The organism is Ruegeria sp. CH10 (assembly GCF_056537125.1).
In genome coordinates this window covers 584,260-603,766 of the sequence record NZ_JBQFQY010000001.1, presented here as the reverse complement: position 1 = coordinate 603,766, position 19,507 = coordinate 584,260, and the positions used below count along the sequence as shown (strand labels likewise).

10 protein-coding genes are annotated in these 19,507 nt (G+C 57.7%); 2 read left to right on the top strand and 8 right to left on the bottom strand.

Annotated features, from left to right (window positions below; translation table 11 throughout):
- Nucleotide 1: 1 nt before the first annotated feature.
- The 8 genes from ACRZ94_RS02975 to ACRZ94_RS02940 form a co-directional block, all read right to left on the bottom strand.
- Nucleotides 2–3,802: an amino acid adenylation domain-containing protein gene (locus tag ACRZ94_RS02975; RefSeq protein WP_480796636.1), complete on the bottom strand. Its 3,801-nt coding sequence runs from the start codon at nt 3,800–3,802 to the stop codon at nt 2–4.
- 1 nt (nt 3,803) lies between these two features.
- Entirely contained in the window at nt 3,804–7,913 is a 4,110-nt protein-coding gene (locus tag ACRZ94_RS02970; RefSeq protein ID WP_480796635.1) for an amino acid adenylation domain-containing protein, read from the bottom strand.
- 48 nt (nt 7,914–7,961) lie between these two features.
- Nucleotides 7,962–9,116, bottom strand: a complete 1,155-nt coding sequence (locus ACRZ94_RS02965) for a HupE/UreJ family protein (protein ID WP_480650411.1) — start codon at nt 9,114–9,116, stop codon at nt 7,962–7,964.
- 414 nt (nt 9,117–9,530) lie between these two features.
- A complete protein-coding gene (locus ACRZ94_RS02960; RefSeq protein WP_480650412.1) occupies nt 9,531–10,862 on the bottom strand; it encodes a nucleotide disphospho-sugar-binding domain-containing protein in 1,332 nt (443 codons plus the stop codon).
- Between the two features lie 33 nt (nt 10,863–10,895).
- The gene (locus tag ACRZ94_RS02955; RefSeq protein ID WP_480650413.1) at nt 10,896–11,999 is read right to left on the bottom strand and encodes a TfuA-like protein; all 1,104 of its coding nucleotides are present in this window, start codon (nt 11,997–11,999) and stop codon (nt 10,896–10,898) included.
- Nucleotides 12,000–12,001: 2 nt separating this feature from the next.
- Nucleotides 12,002–13,213, bottom strand: coding sequence for a YcaO-like family protein (locus tag ACRZ94_RS02950; protein WP_480650414.1), 1,212 nt, complete (start codon nt 13,211–13,213; stop codon nt 12,002–12,004).
- An 11-nt stretch (nt 13,214–13,224) separates the two neighbouring features.
- The gene (locus tag ACRZ94_RS02945; RefSeq protein ID WP_480650415.1) at nt 13,225–13,533 is read right to left on the bottom strand and encodes a hypothetical protein; all 309 of its coding nucleotides are present in this window, start codon (nt 13,531–13,533) and stop codon (nt 13,225–13,227) included.
- A gap of 143 nt (nt 13,534–13,676) precedes the next feature.
- Nucleotides 13,677–16,976: an adenylate/guanylate cyclase domain-containing protein gene (locus tag ACRZ94_RS02940; protein ID WP_480796634.1), complete on the bottom strand. Its 3,300-nt coding sequence runs from the start codon at nt 16,974–16,976 to the stop codon at nt 13,677–13,679.
- 194 nt (nt 16,977–17,170) lie between these two features.
- Between ACRZ94_RS02940 and ACRZ94_RS02935 the strand changes: the two genes are divergently transcribed.
- Together ACRZ94_RS02935 and ACRZ94_RS02930 are read left to right on the top strand one after the other, a co-directional pair.
- Nucleotides 17,171–17,821, top strand: coding sequence for an NADPH-dependent F420 reductase (locus ACRZ94_RS02935; protein ID WP_480796633.1), 651 nt, complete (start codon nt 17,171–17,173; stop codon nt 17,819–17,821).
- Between the two features lie 331 nt (nt 17,822–18,152).
- Nucleotides 18,153–19,448, top strand: a complete 1,296-nt coding sequence (locus tag ACRZ94_RS02930; protein WP_480796632.1) for a radical SAM/SPASM domain-containing protein — start codon at nt 18,153–18,155, stop codon at nt 19,446–19,448.
- Nucleotides 19,449–19,507 lie beyond the last annotated feature (59 nt).

The following is a 19,507-nucleotide window of genomic DNA, read 5'->3' as shown; positions in this document are numbered from 1 at the left end:
TTCAGAAATGCGCAATCTTTGACGCGATGAAAGAGAACACGTCTGACCGCTGCATCAGCTCATCATGCTGCATGTCCAGAGGGTAAAGCTGTTTGTGCGGCAAATGCGTATCCAGAACGTCGCCACGTATCAGGGACGGGTTGTTCTGTGTCAGGAAAACATGGGTGGGCTTGTTGAACACTGGCGCGCGAAACCTGCTGATTGCTACTTCATTTGCAATTTCGGCGCCTTTAGTCCTGACCTGTTGAGCAGGTTGCTCAGCTGACAGAGATTTCTGAATGTCCGGCAAGGCACGCCGGGCGCGATTGCGGCGTTTCCAGCCGTTCAAGAAATACCGCCAGCGCTTGTAAGTGCGATAATAGAACGGCTGCAAAGAGGGTTCGGCCCCGATCATTTTGAAGGGTGGGTCCAACAGAACCATGCCCAGAACGTTTTTCTGACCAACCTGTTCTGCAATCTCCATCACCAGCGGGCAACCAGCGGAGTACCCGCAGAGAGCAAACGGTCCAGCAATGTTGGATTGCGGAATGTGAGAGATCGCGTCTGCGGCCCGTTCCGCAATAGACTTGTCGAATGAAATCGCGATGCCGTCTGTCAGGTAGCTGGGGATATGCAGGATCGTGTAATCTGACCCAAGATTGCGTGCCACGTAACGGCTGAATTCGAAAGAGCAGTCGGCAATAATCACAGTGGTCTTGTTCGGGCCCGGATTGAGGACTTGGACCGTGCCCTCTTGTGTTTTTACCACAATGCCCGCCTGCCGTTCGGCGACGCGTCGGGCCAGATCCGCGACTGTCGGGAACGAAAACAGGTCCGTGGGTTCAAAGTGCAAGCCCGTTTCCTGCGCCATTGCATAAGCGGTTATCGTGGTCAGACTATCCCCGCCCAGATCGAAGAAATGCGCATCCCGCGTGTCGCAGGGTGTCTTGAGCGCTGCCGAAAACAGTTCGGCGATCTTCCGTTCCAGCGGACCTTTGGGCGGCTCTCCTGTGTTTTGGCTGTCCTGCTCAGCGATCTGGTCGATCAACGCGCTCTGGTCCAGCTTGCCGTTCGGCAGGGTCGGAAAACATTCGATGCCGATGACCTGATTGGGATGAAAAGGTTCCGGAAGGCTCGCCTTTACGTGTCGCTCAACATGGGTGCAAAGGGGATCGTTTGACTCGCACTCAAGAGCCAGAACGATCTTTTTGGGCCCGCTTTGTTGCAGCACCACCGCGGCGAGTCGCAGGGTGGGGGCGACCGTACGTGCGGCCTCTTCTATCTCGGTCAGTTCAACACGGTGCCCGCGGATTTTGACCTGTTTGTCCTTGCGACCCAGAAAGGTGATGCTCCCTTCGGCATCTGCAACGCCCAGATCGCCCGTTCTGTAGGCTGGGATTTGATCTGGACCCAATCCGAAGAACTGTGCGCGGGTTTGGTTGGTGTCATGCAGGTATCCATCCGCGACCGTCCCGCCCGCAACGACGATTTCGCCGACCTCGCCGGGTTGCGCAGGGCCATCGTCCAAATCAACGATCCCCACCCAAGTGCCCGGGATCGCAGTTCCAATCGGAATGGCGGTTTGGTCGGTTTGGTCGGTGGCGTCAAAGGCCGTGCACCACACGGTGCCTTCGGTGGGCCCGTATTCGTTGACAAGTCGGCATTGGGGGCACGTCAGGCGCAACGCCTGTGCTACGCTGGGTGACAGGGCCTCGCCTGCGGCGATCAAGACCTTGAGGCTTTGCAGGTCCTGTTTCGGAACGGTTGTCAGCAACGCTTGGGCCAACCCCGGCAGGCACAGCGTGTGGGTTATGCTGTGGCGGGCAATCAGCTTGCCCAGTTCCTTTGGCTGTTGCTCGGCCCGCTTGGGCGCAATGACCAAATGCCCGCCAGTGCACAGAGTCCAGTAAAGACCTGCGACGGAGCTGTCGAAGGCCAGCGACGAAAGCAGAAGATATGCCTGGGGCCGTGCGTCATAGACGGCGTCCCGCGCGGCGGTCGAAAGCGCCAGCGCAGAATGTGAGATCATTACCCCTTTTGGCTTGTTCTCGGACCCCGAGGTGAACATGACATAGGCGCGCGGGCCGGTTTCGACGTTGTTCAGCGCCTCTGACAGGTTCTCGAGGAACACGGGCTGCGCTGTCGATTTGGGAAGGTGTTCAGTGACCTTTTGCGTTGTCACCAGAAACCGAGGACGGGCTGTTTCAAGCATTTGGGCCAACCGGGCCTGAGGGTAATCCAGATCCATGGGAACATATGCAGCGCCGGACATCATCACGCCCAAAAAGCCCGCAATCGCATCAACACTGCGGGGTAAGGCCACCGGAACGATGTCATCGGGTTGAACACCTGCTGCGCGCAGCGCAAAGGCGATTTGACGCGCGCGATGGCTGAGTTCGGCATAGGTCAGGGATTGTTTACCGTCGCTTATGGCCCGGGATTGCGGGCTGCGCTCGGCCTGTTTCAGGAACCGTGCGATGATGTTTTCGGTCTTGGGGGCAGGGGCCACCGAAACCGACGCGTATTCGCCCGACAGCAAATCACGGATTTGCGTTTCCGGCGCAGCCGTGATCTTCGACAAAATGCGCTGGTATGTTGTCACGAGGTTGCGAACCGCGTTCTGTGGGATGCGAGTGGGATCAGAATAGACTTCGACCCCTAATTCGGAATGCGGTGAAACCAGCATGGCCAAGGGGTAATTGCTGAACTGTGTTGTTTTCAGGCCCGAGATGTGAATGTCGCCGAACTCATACTCACGCCTTATCACTCCTTCATTGACAAAGAGCGTGTCGAACAGGGGGCCCTGGTCGGCGCAGGGCGCACAGGTCTGCACCTCGGCCAAAGACGCATACTCATGCGACAACCGCTGGGTTTCGGCGCGGGCGTGATCCTGCAGGAATTGCTCTACGGGTTGCGATGGATCGATTTTCAGACGCATCGGCAACGTGTTGATATAAGCGCCAATGGATCGCGACACATTTGGTATCTCGGGTGGACGACCGGCTGTCGTTGTCCCGAAAACAACATCGTTCTGCTTTAGATACCTGCGCAGAACCAACGCCCACGCCGCCGATAGCAGAGTGTTGGGTGTGATTTTCAGCCGGGTCGAGATGCCCCTGACGCGGTGCATCAAATCCTCGCCCAAAGACACAGAATGTGAAACCTGAGACGCGGGGGCGCCTGGATGCTCGGGAACCGGCAATACGCAAGGTCCTTCCAGCCCGGCAAGGTAGCCGGTCCAATAGCCGGTATCTGTCAGGGGCGCGCGTTTGTGCAGCCAGGTCAGATAAGTCTTGAAGCTGGAGGCCGGGGCAAAGGGCCTGTCGGTCCCGGCGTAGCGGTTGAAAAGGTCCTGAAAGGCAACTCCGGTAGACCAGCCATCACTGATCAGGTGGTGGATTGTCCAGACAAAGTGCCATTTATCCTTCGCACCCCTGATAAGGGTCGCCGCCATCAAGGGCGGTTTTGTCAGATCAAACTGCCTGAGCTGTTCCACCTTCAAAAGCTCGGTTAGGCGGGCTTCAGGGTTTTCTTCTTCGGTCCAGTCAAGCTCGGTCCAGGGGATGGTACCTTGTTCCTGCACAACCTGAACCGGTTGCTTGACACCTTTCCAGACAAAACCGGCGCGTAACGCGTCATGCGCATCAAGCAGATCGCACATTGCGGATTTCAGGCGGTCAGGGTCCAACGGCCCGCGCAATGTGCACCGGATCACGGCGACATATTGGCCGCAGATATGTCTGTCGCCTTCAACATGAAAAAGCATACCACGCTGCGCGGCGGTCAAAGGAAGAATATCTGCAACGCCCTTGGGATATGCCACGTCAGCCCAGCGCCTCGGAAATGCCGGACAGATCTTCGTCATCCAGTTGGATCAGGGCATCGCCGCTATGGTCCTCGATACCAGCTGACGCCAGACCATTGGCATAGACCGCCAATGACCGAATTGTCCTGTACTCGAACAAGGCTGTTGCGGGCAGGGGCAATCCGACCTCGTTGGCTTTCATGGCGATTTCGATGGCGGCAAGACTGTCGATGCCCAGGTCGAAGAAATCGTCCGTTACCCCGAATTCAGATGTTCCGATAACCGCCGCGACGCAGGTCGATAGAGTACGCTCTACATCCGTTTCCGGCCCGACACGATTGGTTTTTCCGGGGCCTCGCCCATGCCCTTTGAGCAGGCTGGAAGTATCAACTTTGCCATTGGCGTTCAATGGCATGTCTTCCAGCAGCGCCACTTCGTCAGGCATTAAGCCGCGTGGAAAATGCGCCTCTAACCGCTGCCAGATTTCCTGCTCAGACAGGTTCTGTCCGGCCACATATACCGACAGTTTGTTCTGTTGAACCGGTTCGTCAAAGCCAATGCGCTCAAGCATATCCGCAACCCGGGAGACGTCGATGGAGTCATTCAGTTCCTCCATGGCCTGTTCGGGCGTCTTGTGTCCCATACGAACATCCCAGGAATAGGGCAGGGCGTAGTTATGATACCCTTCGCGCGCTTTATGCACATGGATTCCGGCATCATTGATCAGGCAATTGGTCGATCTGCCGGTGTCCGAGGGCCTTTGCCAGGATGTCCGCCGGTCGAGATAGTCATAGATTTCAGAAACAGGCACATCAATATAGCGGTATATGTCCAGCACTTCGATCTGGTTCAGAAAGCGACCGTCTTTCAGGTCGTCGGTCTGCAAAAGTCGGGACAGGGCATCATCTTCGGCGTGGTACGCTTTGCGTGCTTTCGTGACCATCTCATCCAACTGCGCGCAAGTGGGCGCCGCGTTTCGGAACAGATCGGGGGTCAGGCGGGTTTCAAAGAACTGGCCGCGGGACAGACCGGTGACAACCATCGCTGCCCCCTCGGCCAAGGCGGTGCGGAAGGCGAGGGTATAAAGCGCCTTGAAACAGCCCTGACAGACATTGGAATGGGATTTCAGGCTGTCGACAAAGATCTGGTTCATCTTGTCGGTTCTGAGATAGCGATGATCCCACCCCAGATCAGCGACCACCCGTTGAATGTTTGCCTTCGCCTGTTCTGAGATAAAGCCATTGTCCAGTGTCACCGCAAGCACACGCGAGGTATAGTCGGACAGGCGATAGGCTGCATAGGTACTGTCCTTGCCACCGCTCAGCATCATGACGGCATCATAAGATCCGGTGCTGGTTCGCGCGGCGTGGTCGATCCGCCGTTGCAACGCAGGTTCGTCGCGAAAATAAGCCTGCGCCCGGTCTTTGTAGCCATAGAATTCCAGGCAAATGTCGCATTGATCTGTTTGCGAAAAGGTCACACCGGGCACTGCGTCTGTCAGGCCACATTTCTTGCAGTGTTGCCGCTGTTCCACTTTGGCCCCTGAGGGCCCATACGCCACATGGACTGCATCAACGCCGGGTATCTGGCGTAGCACGCGGTCCATCTCGGCAACTTCAAAGCGGACGCCGCCGATTTTGACCTGCTGATCCGCGCGGCCGAGATATTCGATACTGCCGTCGCGATTCATCCGCCCGATATCGCCGGTGCGATAGATGCGCCCCTGCAGGTTTTGCGGGTCGTCCAGAAACTTTTCAGCGGTTGTTTCGGGCGCTGCCAGATATCCCTTGGCCAGCCGCCCACCAATGATGATTTCGCCGGCAACCCCCAAGGGGCAAAGGGTCAGGCCCGCGTCCCGGATACTGATCGATACGCCCGCTGCCGGCACGCCTATCTGAACCGAAGGGCTGGTGTCGATCCGGCTGTCAAAGAGATGATGCATGGCCCCGACAACAGCTTCGGTGGGGCCATATTCGTTGATCAGCCGCAGGGACGGCGACAAGGTTTCCCGCGCTTGTCTGCACAATTGGCTGGTCAGGTTCTCTCCGCCAAGGATCAGGGTCTGAATACGGTCGACAGCACGCTTTTGTTTGCAGGTCAGCGCCAGATGAGAGGGGGTCAGCTTGACTACATCCACGGCGTCTTCGGCAAAGACATCCAGCACCGCAAGATCCGGGTCAGAGCGTTCGGGATAAACGCGGATCGACCCGCCGGATACCAGCGGGGCAAACACCGATGTCAGGGTCAGATCGAACGAGAGAGAGGAGAAAAGCGCGTATCGGGCAGGTTGATTGTCACCAAAGGTCTGCGCGGCCCAATGAACATAGCGGGACAGGCCGGAATGACTGACCTCAACGCCTTTCGGGATGCCAGTCGAGCCGGAGGTGAACAGTACGTACGCAGTGGCGTGCCCTTCGGGCAAGCGGGTACGGGGGGCGTGGCCCGCCTCGACCAGCGTGATGTCGAGCTTTTGACACCCAAATTCCCGGTCGTCTTCTGGTGTCAAAAAGACCGCTGCTGCGCCAGAACCGCTGACGATGTCTTGGGCACGCTCAAAGGGCATGTTGGCCGCGATGGGAACAAAGCTGCACCCGGCCTTCAGTATGCCAAGGATGATCATCACGACCTCTGCCGAGCGCGGCATGTGTATCGCGATGGGCGACGCGCCAGGGATGCTCTGAGCGGTGATACCGCTCGCGATTTGGTCACTGCGCTGATCAAGTTCTTTGTAAGTGATCCGCGTTTTACCGCAGGAAATCGCCAGGGCATCGGGCGACGCGGCGACCCGGGCAGCAAAGGATGTCAAGACGGTTTGCGGGATCTCTGGCGGCTCTGTTGGACCATAGGTTAGCGATCGGTCACTGCCTTGTGCGCCCAAATCCATCGCTGCAACGGGTGTGTCAGGGGCCCGCAGGGTTGTGTTCAGGACGGTCAGAAAATGGTGACGAAGGCAATCCGCAGGGACAGCGTCAAGAACCGTATCATGAACATCCAAGTACAGTTCGGGCCTGCCTGTTTTGGCGAAATCCAGAATATGCAGGCGCAGTGCGTGGGTGACGTCATGCGCGCCACTGTGCAGCCATGTCACGGCGACCGGGCGGCCTGCAAAAGCTCCGAAATCGGCCTGAATGTAGTTGCATACCGCACTGATGCCCGAATTGTCTATGCGCGCGACAGCGCCGGGTTTAGCCTGCCTGAGAAAGTCGCCAAGACCCGCTTTGACCTTGGTGTGAAGGTCCAAAAGACTGTCCTGGGCGCTGACCGGAATGGTAAAGGGCAGCACTTCTACAAATGGCCCAAGGGTCTGTTTATCCCGTGCTGACAGGCGGTTGTGAAAAGGCAGGCCGATCGTCAACTGCTCATCACCGGTGATCCGGTGCAGGTAAGCGAGATAGGCGGTGAGGTAGAGCGCAAGCCGCGACAGGTCAGGCGTCAGCAGGCGAAACTCGGGTCGGGCCAAGGCCACATCGAGCGCCCCGTTCACCTCAGCGGGCACAGGCACTGCAATCCGCGTGGATGAGGGTGGTCGGCTGCCCGCGCTTCCATAAGGCGGGGAAACGGGGAGAGGTGCTGTGACGGTTGGAGTCTCTGTCTCCGCTGCTTGTACTGGTGGGCTTTCAAAAAAGCGCGGCGATGGTTCGAGCGGATCGGAGCCATTGCGTTCCAAAGCCGCATAGCGCCGGGACACCTGATCAAACAGCACGGTGTCAGAATGGGCATCGCAGGTGATGTGATGTTGGCACAGGGCCCAAACCCAGTGATCCCCGGAAAGCTCGATCAACTGGCTGCGCAACGACCCGCGTTCCAGATCAAACGGTGTCCTGACCCAATGATCCAGGTGCTGGTCCAGCGCGTTTTGCGCATCGTCGGAGGGCTCAAGTTGGATCACCTGCAGCACATCATCCTGATACGGCAAAACCGTCTGATACGGCGTTTCCCCGTCGGTGCGAAAAACAACCCTGAGGATTTCGTTTTCATCAATGGTTTCGCGAAAGGCTCGGCGAAACAGGTCCGGTTGCACTTTAAACTTCAGATCAAACCGCCATGCCACATTATACAGTGGTACGTCCGGCTGCAGCTGCTGGCCCTTCCAGAACCGAAGTTGGCTGTCTGACAAGCGGTGGGACATGAGTTGCCTCTCAGTCAGAAACGTTTTGCTGTGACGGGCGCGGGCGCATTACTGTGCGACCATGGCCAGGGTTTCGCCGAACTGTGGAAACCAGCCGATGGTCCGCTCGTAAAACCAGAAAACTGCGATAGCGATCAGCGCGACCGAGCCGAATTGCAGGCCGATGACACGATAGGCGGTCAAGCGGCGCAGGGCGAAGAAGATCGGGAACAGCAGCAATACGATGGCCAACTGGCCCACCTCGACCCCGATATTGAACGTGGCCAGCCCAAGTGCCTTGCGCGCGGGATCAAGGCCAAGCGGTTCCAGCACATTGGCAAAGCCAAAGCCATGGAAAATCCCGAACAGGAAAACCACTTTCCATGAACTGGTGTGAAACCGCGGCACAAGGTTGCCGATGGCCACCACCGCAATCGAGAACGCGATTACGGCCTCAACCAGCGTGATGGGCAGGGTGATAACCTCGAACGTAGCCAGACACAGCGTGATTGTGTGCGCGATGGTAAAGACCGTCACGATCTTCACGGTTTCAAACATACTGGCGCGCAGGCTTTCGGATGGGACCCAGTGGCGGTTTTCGACACGCATGACGGCCCCAAGCAACAGGGTCACCAGAAACAGAACGTGATCGAACCCTAGCCAGATATGCCAGACGCCATGCACAAAGAAGGTTTTGGCAATGTCTTTGGTGGGTTCATCATTCAGATACAGGCTTTTGAAACCATCCCCCGGCGAAAAGATCAGAGAGATATAGGCCTCATTCTCATCCATGCCGTTTCGTGTGTTGGTTGCGATCAGGGCATACCCCCGGTGCGTTGGATCGATGTCCGAGAACAACCCATCATATGACATGTCGATCGTGGTCGGTGTCACGTCCGTTCCAAGAACTTCGAAATGAAGCTGAGCAAACTTTCCAACCTCGGATGGGAAAAAGGTTATGTCATCGAATTCGACGCCCAGCGGCTCACCATCAAGCGCCAGTTGCATGCGATCTTCGAAGTAGGTGAAGAACGCGTCCTGTGCCTCAAGGACCTGCAGTTCGGTCAGTGGTTTGTCGACCTCAGCAGTTCCGGCCTGAACGCGGGCCAGATCTGCCATTGTCACTTCGATCCGACCGCTCAGCGTGTCTTCGGTGACGTCGAAATAGACATAGCTTTCATTAAACCGGTGCGCCTGTGTGACCGTTGGCAGGCTCGCCAACACCAACAGAGCAAGCCAACGGAGCCACGCTCGTGCCATACTTGGCGTTGGATCGCAGGATACATGAGAATGGCGGCGTGGCGCGTTGAACAGATGCATTAGATGAAGTCCCCCAATTCCGTTGGCCTTGGGTTTACGCCCAAGTTCCGGAGTCTAATTTGCTTTTTGTTTAAAACGGGATGTGCCCGGTCGGGCACCCTGCGCGTGCCGCCGTAGCGTCGGTCGACCATAGTTTTCGGTCTGGCTGATAGAGGCCGTGAAACGAGTGCGCCGCCGCGAAAGATATGGATGTATTTGTCGCTCACTATCGCGCTATTCTTGTTCGTCTTCACCAAAGGTACGGACAAAAACACCGCGTGGATCACAATAACTTGTATCAGACGTTACCCCAATTCCGCTGATGCGGGCGCAAGACCCCTAGCGCGGTGTCGCGGACCCATTGCCGATCAGGCTCCTCAGATAGCGGTCCAGGGCCCGGTTTTCCGTGTCAGCTTGGCAGGCGGCCTGCAGGGTCGCGCAGGTCTTTGGCACCCCGGGATTTTTCAGAAGCGCCTGAATGTCGGCTTCGATCCTGTCCGCAGTATCTGTGCGCGCGCCTTCCCGCCCGATCCCATGATATACGACCCGCGCGGCGTTGCCGTGCTGGTCATTCACATGAGGGTAAAGCAGCATGGGCGTTGCCGCCTCGACCGCTTCGACGACGCCACCGATACCTCCATGCATGATGGCCAGATCGGCATGTCGCAGCACCTGATGCTGCGGGGCCCATTCGACGATATCAACGTTGGGGGGATAGCCCACGCCGTCCGCATCTTGCCAGTTTTTGCCGGCTGCAAACAGAAACTGCCATTCGGGGTGCTTACCGGCCACGGTCCACAGGTGGGCGAGGAGGGCGCTTTTGGGTTTCATCATCGTTCCGAACCCTACGAAGATCCGCTTGCGGGTATCGCCAGCTCTGCAAAACCGATGGATCTTTTCCCGATCATGCGCCCTTTCAGGACGGTCCGTCAAAATCATCGGCCCCAGGTAGGTGAAATCATCAGGAAGCTGTGTCGGCAGGTCCAGCGCCTTGGGCAGTAGAAGTACGGTAGGTATCTTATAGGTCCATGGCATTTGCCAGCAGATCAGACGGAGCTTTTGTGCCAGCGGCACACCGGTCCGGCGTGCCAATTCCCGATGCACAGTGGCATAGTCAGCCCCTTTGAACTTAATCCTGTTGCGCAGAATCTTACTGAATTTCCACAGAAAAAAACGCGCCCATAGCAGGGAAACCCCAAATCGGCTGCCCGGTAAACCGTACCCGGGATGGGCGCGTTTGTTCAAAGGTGGGGCGCGGGTTCCGGGGGGCGATATGAACATGTTGCTGTATTGAACGACGGGTACATCAAGCGACAGCGCAACGATGATATGGGCGTGCAGCTCAGCGTCGATGAAAATGGCATCTGGGGCAAATGAGGTAACCGCGTGCGCAAACCCCTCGACCCCCAATGCCTCAATTGACGCATCCCGTCGCGCCTTGGGAGAAAGCGCCTTGATCTCGGCGCGGCTGAGCAGCGGGGAAAAGGCATCCACATGGGGCGGAGGGATCACGTGATGCGCGAAGCCACAATGCGCAATAAGTTCTGTGGCCCATTCAGGTGCGAAAAGCCTTACCTCATATCCCAGCGTTCGGGCGCGTTGGGCGAACTCCAACGCACTGCTAAGCGGGCTTTGAAAGCCGCTTGATACTATTGCCAGACGTTTCGCCATCACCCGCATCAGATGTTGCGTCCGACGCTCTGGTCAAGCGTCGTTTTGGGTGCCACCTGCAAACATCAATAGGTTCCGCATGCGGTCGTCCAGCTTTTCCCCGACGCTGCGGCGGGCGCGGGCGATACGGGCATTCTGTTCCAATTGCTGGGACAAGGCATCTATGTCCAGATTGTGAGAGGTCAGCCATTGCATCAGGGCCGCCTGATCATGAAGGCCATGGGCCTGCCGGAATTCTGTAACCTCACGCGCCAAATCGGCGCCAGACATGGGCAGGGTGGACACACGTTCCAGCGCCAGAGCCAATTCCGCGCTTTCCGCGCTGCGCCTGAGCAATTCGAACCGGTCGGGCATTGCGACGCGCATCCGCTCTAAGACATCGGGATCGTTGGGGTCCGCGTTCGACAGAACTTCTTGCAGCAGAGATTCAAAGGCGTCTGAGTGCTGGAATTTGAAATCTGTCTGCACAGTGTCCTGACCTGTTTCCATATCGGCAGCCACGCGGGACAGGCACGCCAGTGCATCACGGTTTTTCTGGTCGATTTTTCCATCAGGCAGCCACGCGTGCAGCCTGTCATGGGCATCGGGGTCAACCTCGGCGCAATGGGACAAAAGCGCGGTGTAGGTACGGTCCGGATAGAAGGTCTGGGCGGCATGATCCAGCAGCTGTGTTGCCGTGTCGGGGGGCAGAACCCGCGCTTCGACTGCGGCGGTCAGAGTCCATCTGATGTTGACCAGTGGCTGGGACAGATAGGCGTATCCCACCTCTTTTGGGGCGTGGATCAGCGCGACCTCGTCATCCCGGTCAAGTGTGCCATGGGCAAAGGCTTGGAAGATCTCACCGATGCCGATCATGCCGAAGGCTTGCAGTTCCGCCGCCCGCAAAGCCCCGGTCGAGGCCGCCCCATAGACCGGAATTCCCGCGTCCAGCGCCCACAGGATTTCCTTGTGATAGACCGCCGGATACGCTTCGAAATAGCCGTCTATAAGTACGATTGCCCGGGGGTGCAGCATTGCCGCGCGCAGCACGTCCCCCTGGGCCGCAGGACCGAGGCGTTGAACCGGCAGGTGGCGTTCGGCCTCGCAGGGCTGCGGCAGCGAAGGGCCGGCGAACACGATGATCTCGGGGCGGGTCATGGTCATCCTCGCAGGGCGCGTGCGCGTGCACCGGGGGCATAGCCCGGCGCATCTGACGTGCCTTCCAAGCCGGGCACGATGACCCGCACGACCGAAGCCGGGAGGTCTGGCACGGACAGGTCGATCACGATCGGCGAACTCAGACCAGCGGTGTTTAGGGCGCTCAGCATGCAGGACAGACTTTGATCAACCGTTTGCACAGCGTGAGTGGCCACGTCCTGAAACCGCAGGGGCAGGGCGGCATTGATGATCTCGGACCGGTGCGCGGCCAGCGTTCCGCTTTTTCGCATTGATTGATAGTAGGATCGGGACCGGTCGTCCCGCGCGCCAGAGATCAGCGTCAGGCGGCTTTGGGCGGCTTCGGTCAGGGCGCGCATCAGGGCGACGCCGCGCTTTGGATGACAGCCAGAGCCCGAGGCCGCGTGCAGGCCGCGCCGGTCCCCATCCTGTTGGTCGATGATGGTTGTGAAAAACGCAGGAATACCAAGATCGGATGTCACGTCCCAGATGGCACAGGCGACACCGGCCCTGGCAAAACGGTCCAGAAGGTCGGCACAGGTCGGGTCGTCCACGCTGTTGGGATCGACCCGGCGCGCGATGCGCCCGTCAGGGGTTTGGTGCCACAGGGTGATGGCATCTCGCTCCAACGTTTCGGCAATGGCCTGCGCAACCGCCTCTTTATAAGTGCTGCCCGAGGCCAACCCGGTGGAGGACATCAGGAAACATCCCAGACGCGGTGGCAGGGGCAAGCTATAGTCCATATGAACAAGCTCATACGGCACCCAGACCGGGTGATCCCCTTCCAAGGTCTTACCTTGGGCCCAAAGCGCTCTGCGCTCTGTCGGAATTGTCTGATTCTCCATCAGAGGCAGGCTTTTAAGGTCGATGAGTGTACCTTCGGCAGACAGGGCCGAGGCGGTCGCCAGCCGCAATGGCAGAGATGGCGTTTCGGCACAGCTGAGCTCAACCGCTTCCATCAGGGCCGAGACTTTGGCGTCTGCGACAGACGGCCCTTTGCCTTGCGTCACGGCCAGTGAGCGCGCATTGGGGCGATGTGCGGCGCAAACGGGAATTCCGATGCAATCCAGCCCGGTCAGATCGGCCAGCCGCGTGACACCGATCTTTTGCAGATGCGGCAGGATGCGTTCTATTACGTCTTTCGAGGACGCGACATGAACGGCCACGTCCTCGCAGGGTTCAGCAATCTGCCCCATTGTCTGTTGTGTCAGTCTCTTTCGCGGATGAAGGTATGGTTCTGCTTCAGGCCATCGATATTGACCAGATAGCATGTGCCCATCGGTTCGATCTTGGTGGTCGATTTCGGCAGGTAGTCAAAGGGCGGAACAGTTGCAAGATTCACACCGCAGCGCAGCAGGTTGCGAATGACTTCCCAGCCATCATGGCTTTCGAACTGATCCGGGTCGACCCGGTATTTGTCGTTGTCCCAGACTTCACGAGGTACACACAGCACCGAGCCATCTTCGGTTGCAATAATCAGGTCGTGCTTGAAGCCTTCGAGTTTACTCTCGGACATCGTGTTCTCCTCCAGTCATGATATTAGGTTCGTTCGGTTTAAATCGATTGGTTTGCAGCAAGTTATTAATAACTTAGCGATTACAGACTGCGTGATCGTTAACCATATTGCAACCCGCTTGGGGTAGTGGCCTTTCAATTGGCTCAGTGGAAATCGGAATCGCGCGCTGCGGTCAAAAGCGCGGCGATGCCGTCGCGAATGCGTGTGGGTTCCTCGGTTTCGGACATCTCGCACAGCGTGTGGATTCTGGATTGCAATTCAGCCGGCAAAACCTGTTGGCTTTGATCCAGCATGCGGGCGCATAGGGCCGGAACTTTGCACAGGTCGGCATCGGAATCTGCGGCGGCAATCAATGGCAGGATTGCGGACCATTCGAAGGGATATGCAATTCCGGTTTTCCCAAATTGCTCCAGCGCCGTTTGCGCATGGGTGCGGGCCTCAAGGAACGCACCACGCGCCCAAGCCTCCCATGCAAGGTTCGAGGTCGCAAGCGCCACGTATTCATGCATGTGCAACTCCTGCGCCAAGGCGATGCTGTTGCGGGACAGCTCAAGCGATTCCGAGGCCTGATTCATGCGCCGGTAGACAAAGGCAAGATAGGTCATGCACCGCAATTCTATCTTGCGGTGGCCGGACTGGCGCGCGGCCTCCAGACCATCCTGCATGGCGGCTGCCGCCTGAGGCAAGCGATGGCTGTGTAGATTCACGAACCCCAGAATGAACTTTGCCGAGGCGATGATCGCCAGATTCGAGGTCTCATTCGCGGCTGAAACATAGTTCTCAGCCGTTTGGATCGTCTCGGGCCCCGGATCGTATCGCGTGGTTCTCAGATCCCGCAGGACAAGCTGATCGAAATACTCGGCGCGCTGTTCGGCCGTCATATGCGCGACGTACGCGGCCAGAGTATCGGCCAGTTCCGACATCGCCTTGCCGTCGCCGCTCCAGTAGTGGACGTTCAGGATGTTCAACTGCACGTCGATCCACTCACCCCGCAGGGCCGGATCGGCTTGCCAGTTGTTGTCTTCCAGAACATGTTCGGCCGCAGTCAGTTCCGCCAGCGAACCCGAGCGGTTTTGCTGTAAGGCGTTGCCAGCCAGCCGGTGCAGCCGGGCGATGCGCTGTGCGTCTGAACCTGCGTTGTTTATGGCGCGCCTGAATGAGGCCACCGCATCGTTCAGGTCATGCACAAGGGTCAGGACGGTGCCCAGATGCTCTAACACATCAACGCGGTTGGGCAGGGTGCTTGGGTCGGAAACCTGTTTTAGGTCCACCTTTTCCAGATGCGTCAAAGCGGTCTGGTAATAGGCTTTTGCCTCGGTATTGGCGTATCTCGACCGGGCCAGATCTGCGGCTTGATTGTAACAACGCGCCGCGGCCGCGTGATTGCCCGACAAGGCCCAGTGATTGCCCAGCACGTGAGACGGGGTGGCCTTGCGGAAATTTGCGTTCAGTACGGATGCCACCCGTGCATGCACCATCACGCGCACGGATCGCAGCATGTTTTCATAGGCCGCATCACGCATCAGTGCGTGGCGAAACGAATACATCCCATCCGCATCCGGTTTCGGGACGATGATCTGGGCCGACACCAGCGACTCCAGGTGAACCATCAGGCCTGAGCGGGTTTCTTCGATCACCGCACACAGGACCTCAAGCGAGAAATCCCGGCCAATTGCGGCGGCGGTCTGCAAAATCCTGCGCGATTCCGGGTGGCGATCCAGACGGGCCACCAATAGATCGTTCAGCGTCGTCGGAACCGAGGTCGTATCGATCGGTTTGACTGTCCCAGCGTTGTGATCAAATACGCCGGATTCGATGAAGGATTTCGATAGCTCTTCGGCAAACATCGGGATGCCGTCAGAGCGGTCCTCGATCAGCTCCAGAACGCGCTCCTGCAGCGGATGCGCATCATAAATCTGCGAAGCGATCTCACCGATCTCAGTGTTGGAGAGACGGCTCAGCTCAATCCGTTCGAGGCGCTCATGGGTTTCCCATGCGGCCTCGAATGTGGGGCGGCAGGTGAATACCAGCATGGCACCTTGGGTTTTGAACGTTTCAATGACCCGGCCCAAAAGCTCTTTGGTTGTCGGATCCATCCAGTGCAGGTCTTCGAAAACCATCAGCACATTGCGGTCTGAAACATACCATTCCATCACCTCGATCAAAGCCTGAAACGTGATCTCTTTCCGACCCAGCGCATCCAGTTTGACGGCTGAACCCCCGCTATTTTCCCGAAAAGACACCAGTTCTTCGATCAAAGGCCCTGATTTATTCTGATCCAGTGAGGTTGATGAAAAGAATTCCGCCAGCGCAACGGTTTTGTCACCCTTGCCCAGTCTTTCGTCGGCCAATATCCGGGTCCAGATATGGGTCAGAACCGGGTAGAGCGCGTCGTTGGTGTGAAAAGGCGAGCATTGAAACCGCAATATCTTGCCGCCTGCACCTTGCACCTGAGAGACAAATTCATCCACAAGGCGCGATTTACCGATGCCCGGTTCACCCGACACCAACACAGAACGGGTGTGACCTTGCTGAGTCTGCTGCCAGGTGTTTTTCAGGCGTGCGAACTCGTTAACCCGGTTCACGATCGGCAAGTCAGCCTGGTTTGCTGCGCCGGTCAAATCCAAAAGACCATCCGACGTCCCGTCGACGCGCCATAGCCGTATGTCACCTTTGAACCCCTTGAGGGTGTGGCCGCCCAGATCAAAGAACTCGAATTTATTGGCGACGATCCGTTTGGTTTCATCCGAGATGACCAACGTGCCAGGCGCGGCCATCGATTGAATCCGTGCAGCCAGATTGGGGGCGCGGCCAACGGCCTGATCCTCTTCGATATACGTGTTTCGGATCAGGTCACCGACCACAACATTCCCAGTGGCGATACCCACCCGGCACTTGACTTCAAGCCCCTGCTGCTTGCTGAGCGATTGCATCGCCTCGGTAATCGCAAGGCCAGATCGTATGGCGCGCTCAACATCGTGCTCGTCCGCCTGAGGCCAGCCGAAATAGGCCAGAACCCCATCGCCCAGATACTGAGAGATAAAGCCGCCAAATTTCTCGACAACTTCGGTGACAATGCTTTTGTAGCCGCTCAAAAGGGCTGACAGCTCTTCGGCGTCAAGTTGTTCGGACAGTTGGGTCGAGCCCACCAGATCGGTGAAAACAACCGAAAGCTGACGCCGCTCTTGCGAAGCGATGCGTTCCGCATCGGTACGATGCACCTCACCTGCGGGTTTGTCCTGATTGGGCAGTTGCCCGGTTCTTAGCTGCGCGATTGCATCCAGTATCCGGCGGCGATGGCCCACCGATGAGATGCCCATATCCTTGAGGTCTTCAGCCGTGATCGATGGCAGAATACTGACGTCGACGTCGTTTTCGCGAAACACGTCTGAATAGCGCTCCATCCCCAGCGCGCAAAGCCAGTCATCGATGTTGATTGCCATCTATCGACTTACCACTTGCCTCGTTTGTGTTCCGCCGCGGGCCCGGAACTGGAACGCTTGGGCCCATGCGCAGTGCTGTAGATTTCGCCCCAAGTCGGAGCGCTGCCGGGATAAGGTTGTTAAAACCCGTATCATCGCAGCTTGCTTTCTACTATGCTCGCCGCTGTAACATTATCAAGAGAAAGAAAGAAATCGTGCCCAATTCCCAAAATCTTCTGATCGTTGGTACTGGTAACGTTGCGTGCGCACTGGCCCGCCGGTTTGCTGCGACCGATCATTCTGTGTTTCTCGGCTCGCGCGAAACAGGTCGCGGTACCGAGGCTGCCGCGCAGTACGGCGTGGAAGGTGGCGCAGCCGTCGACCGCGTGGCCGATGCGGATGTTGTGTTCATCGCTGTCCCGTTCACGGCGCTGGATGAAACGCTGGACATGCTGGGGCCGCTGGATGGCAAGATCGTCGTGGATTGCACTAACCCTCTGACAGACGATTACATGGCGCTGACGATGGGGCACGACACATCGGCAGGGGAATACTGTCAGGCCAAACTGCCCGGTATCCCGGTTGTCAAAGCATTCAACGCCGTATTTGCCGATGTGGTTCAGACTGAACCGACATATGGGGGCGTTACACCCCAGGTTTTTCTGGCCGGTGACGACGCGGACGCAAAAGCGGTGGTGGGTTCACTGATCGGCGCAATCGGGTATGAGCCGGTCGACAGCGGTGCCATCCAGAACGCACGGTATCTTGAACCTTTGGCCGAACTGATCATTCAGTTGGCCTACGTTCAGGGCGAAGGCACAAGCATTACACCTGTCATACTGCGCAGCGACGCCAAGCCCGACTGATCTGGTAACCAGCAGGGGAACAGGGCGGGGCCGACGCGTCGCTCTGTTTCGCAATGCGCCCGGATCGATGGCCGGTCGCAGGTATTTGCATTGAGAATAAAATAGGTGCTTTCAGTGTCTTGGCACGGTAAGTGGGCGACAATGCGCACTGAAAGCAGCCTGTTTTTTACGCAGGCTTGATTTGCCACCGGGCTGTGTCACAATTGCGCCCGCGATGCAGACAGCTAAATCCGACTCCAAATGGACCAGCGAGACCAGCGATACAGTTTGTGTCGCACTCATCGATTCCCTCACGGAACAAAACACCACATATCTCAGACGGCGCAGGCTGTTGGAGGGTCCGAACGCGCATGCGCAAGACTTGGTGGTCGAGACTGCCACAGTCATTCTGAAGGAAAACGGTCCGGCTGTGCTGGACGATCTGATCGCTCAGGTATCCGAGGACACGACCGAGCATGCGATCTTCACTGTTTTGGTTGTCGCCTGGATCGAGCTCCAACGCGAGCACTGGCAGGCGACCGAGGCGCTTGGGCGGGAAGTGGTCAGCCGTGATCATCATGACCTGATGGCCCAGCGCCTGATCGATGCCGCGCGCGAAAAGTCCAAAAGCCTTGAAACCGAGATGGACCGATGGCTGCAGACCCGCACCTGTCCGGCGCCTTTTTCGGAAATGGAAACCCGGACGACGGGTGAGGTGCATTTTTGTTGCTCTGCCTGGCAACCCGCGCCCATCGGGCGGCTTGAATCGGACGGCGAGGGTGGTTTTTGGAATTCAGACCGTGCCCGTGAAATCAGACGATCCGTGCGGGACGGTGACTTTTCGCATTGTAGCCGATGGCATTGTCCAAAGATCGCAGGCCGCAGGTTGCCTGCTCGCACCGATGAGACACAGAAGCTGAAACTGGAACTGCAGGAAGGCCCGGACCGGGTAATCCTGTCTCATGACCGGTCGTGCAATATATCCTGCCCCAGTTGTCGCATCCAATTGATCAACCTGCCGCACAAAGAAACTGAACGACTGAACACGGTTTTCGAAGATCACTTGCTTGCTCTGGTCAGCAAGGCCACGAAAATCAAGGTCACCGGGTCTGGCGATCCGTTTGGCAGCCGTCATTTCCGGCATATCCTTGGGCGTTTGACCCAATCCGATGCGCCGGGTCGGCGGATACAGATTCACACCAACGGGCTTTTGGCCAACGAACGCGCCTGGAACGATCTGGGTTTGTGGGAGAACGTTTCATCGGTCTGGGTTTCCATCGATGCAGCAGAACCTGAAACCTATAGCGTTTTGCGCAGAGGTGGGAATTTCGCGACGTTAAAGAAGAATTTGCAGTTCCTTGGGGAATTGAACGCAAGGGGCGATATCGACACGCTGCGGTTGGATTTTGTGGTTCAGACGGCAAACTTCCGGGAAATGCCTGCCTTCGTCGATCTTGCCAAGAAGGTGAAGGCGGATGGCGTATACTTCCTGCGATTGCGCAACTGGGGGCATGTCGATCCGCAAGAGTTCAAAACTCAGGATGTCTGCTCGTCCGATCACCCGGATCACGACGAGCTTCTGTCCATCCTCGCCGATGCACGCATGGGGTGGAGCGGCGTCGACCTTGGCAGCCTGAACTCTATTTGACGTACCCAAGCATCGGTGCCCGTGAGAAGCGGGTTTCCTGTTCTGCTACCACTCAAATC

Bases quoted from the DNA above. Each gene is read 5' to 3' on its own strand.
- ACRZ94_RS02950 (WP_480650414.1), bottom strand. From the start codon at position 13,213: ATGGGGCAGATTGCTGAACCCTGCGAGGACGTGGCCGTTCATGTCGCG.
- ACRZ94_RS02940 (WP_480796634.1), bottom strand. From the start codon at position 16,976: ATGGCAATCAACATCGATGACTGGCTTTGCGCGCTGGGGATGGAGCGC.
- ACRZ94_RS02970 (WP_480796635.1), bottom strand. From the start codon at position 7,913: ATGTCCCACCGCTTGTCAGACAGCCAACTTCGGTTCTGGAAGGGCCAG.
- ACRZ94_RS02960 (WP_480650412.1), bottom strand. From the start codon at position 10,862: ATGGCGAAACGTCTGGCAATAGTATCAAGCGGCTTTCAAAGCCCGCTT.
- ACRZ94_RS02945 (WP_480650415.1), bottom strand. From the start codon at position 13,533: ATGTCCGAGAGTAAACTCGAAGGCTTCAAGCACGACCTGATTATTGCA.
- ACRZ94_RS02955 (WP_480650413.1), bottom strand. From the start codon at position 11,999: ATGACCCGCCCCGAGATCATCGTGTTCGCCGGCCCTTCGCTGCCGCAG.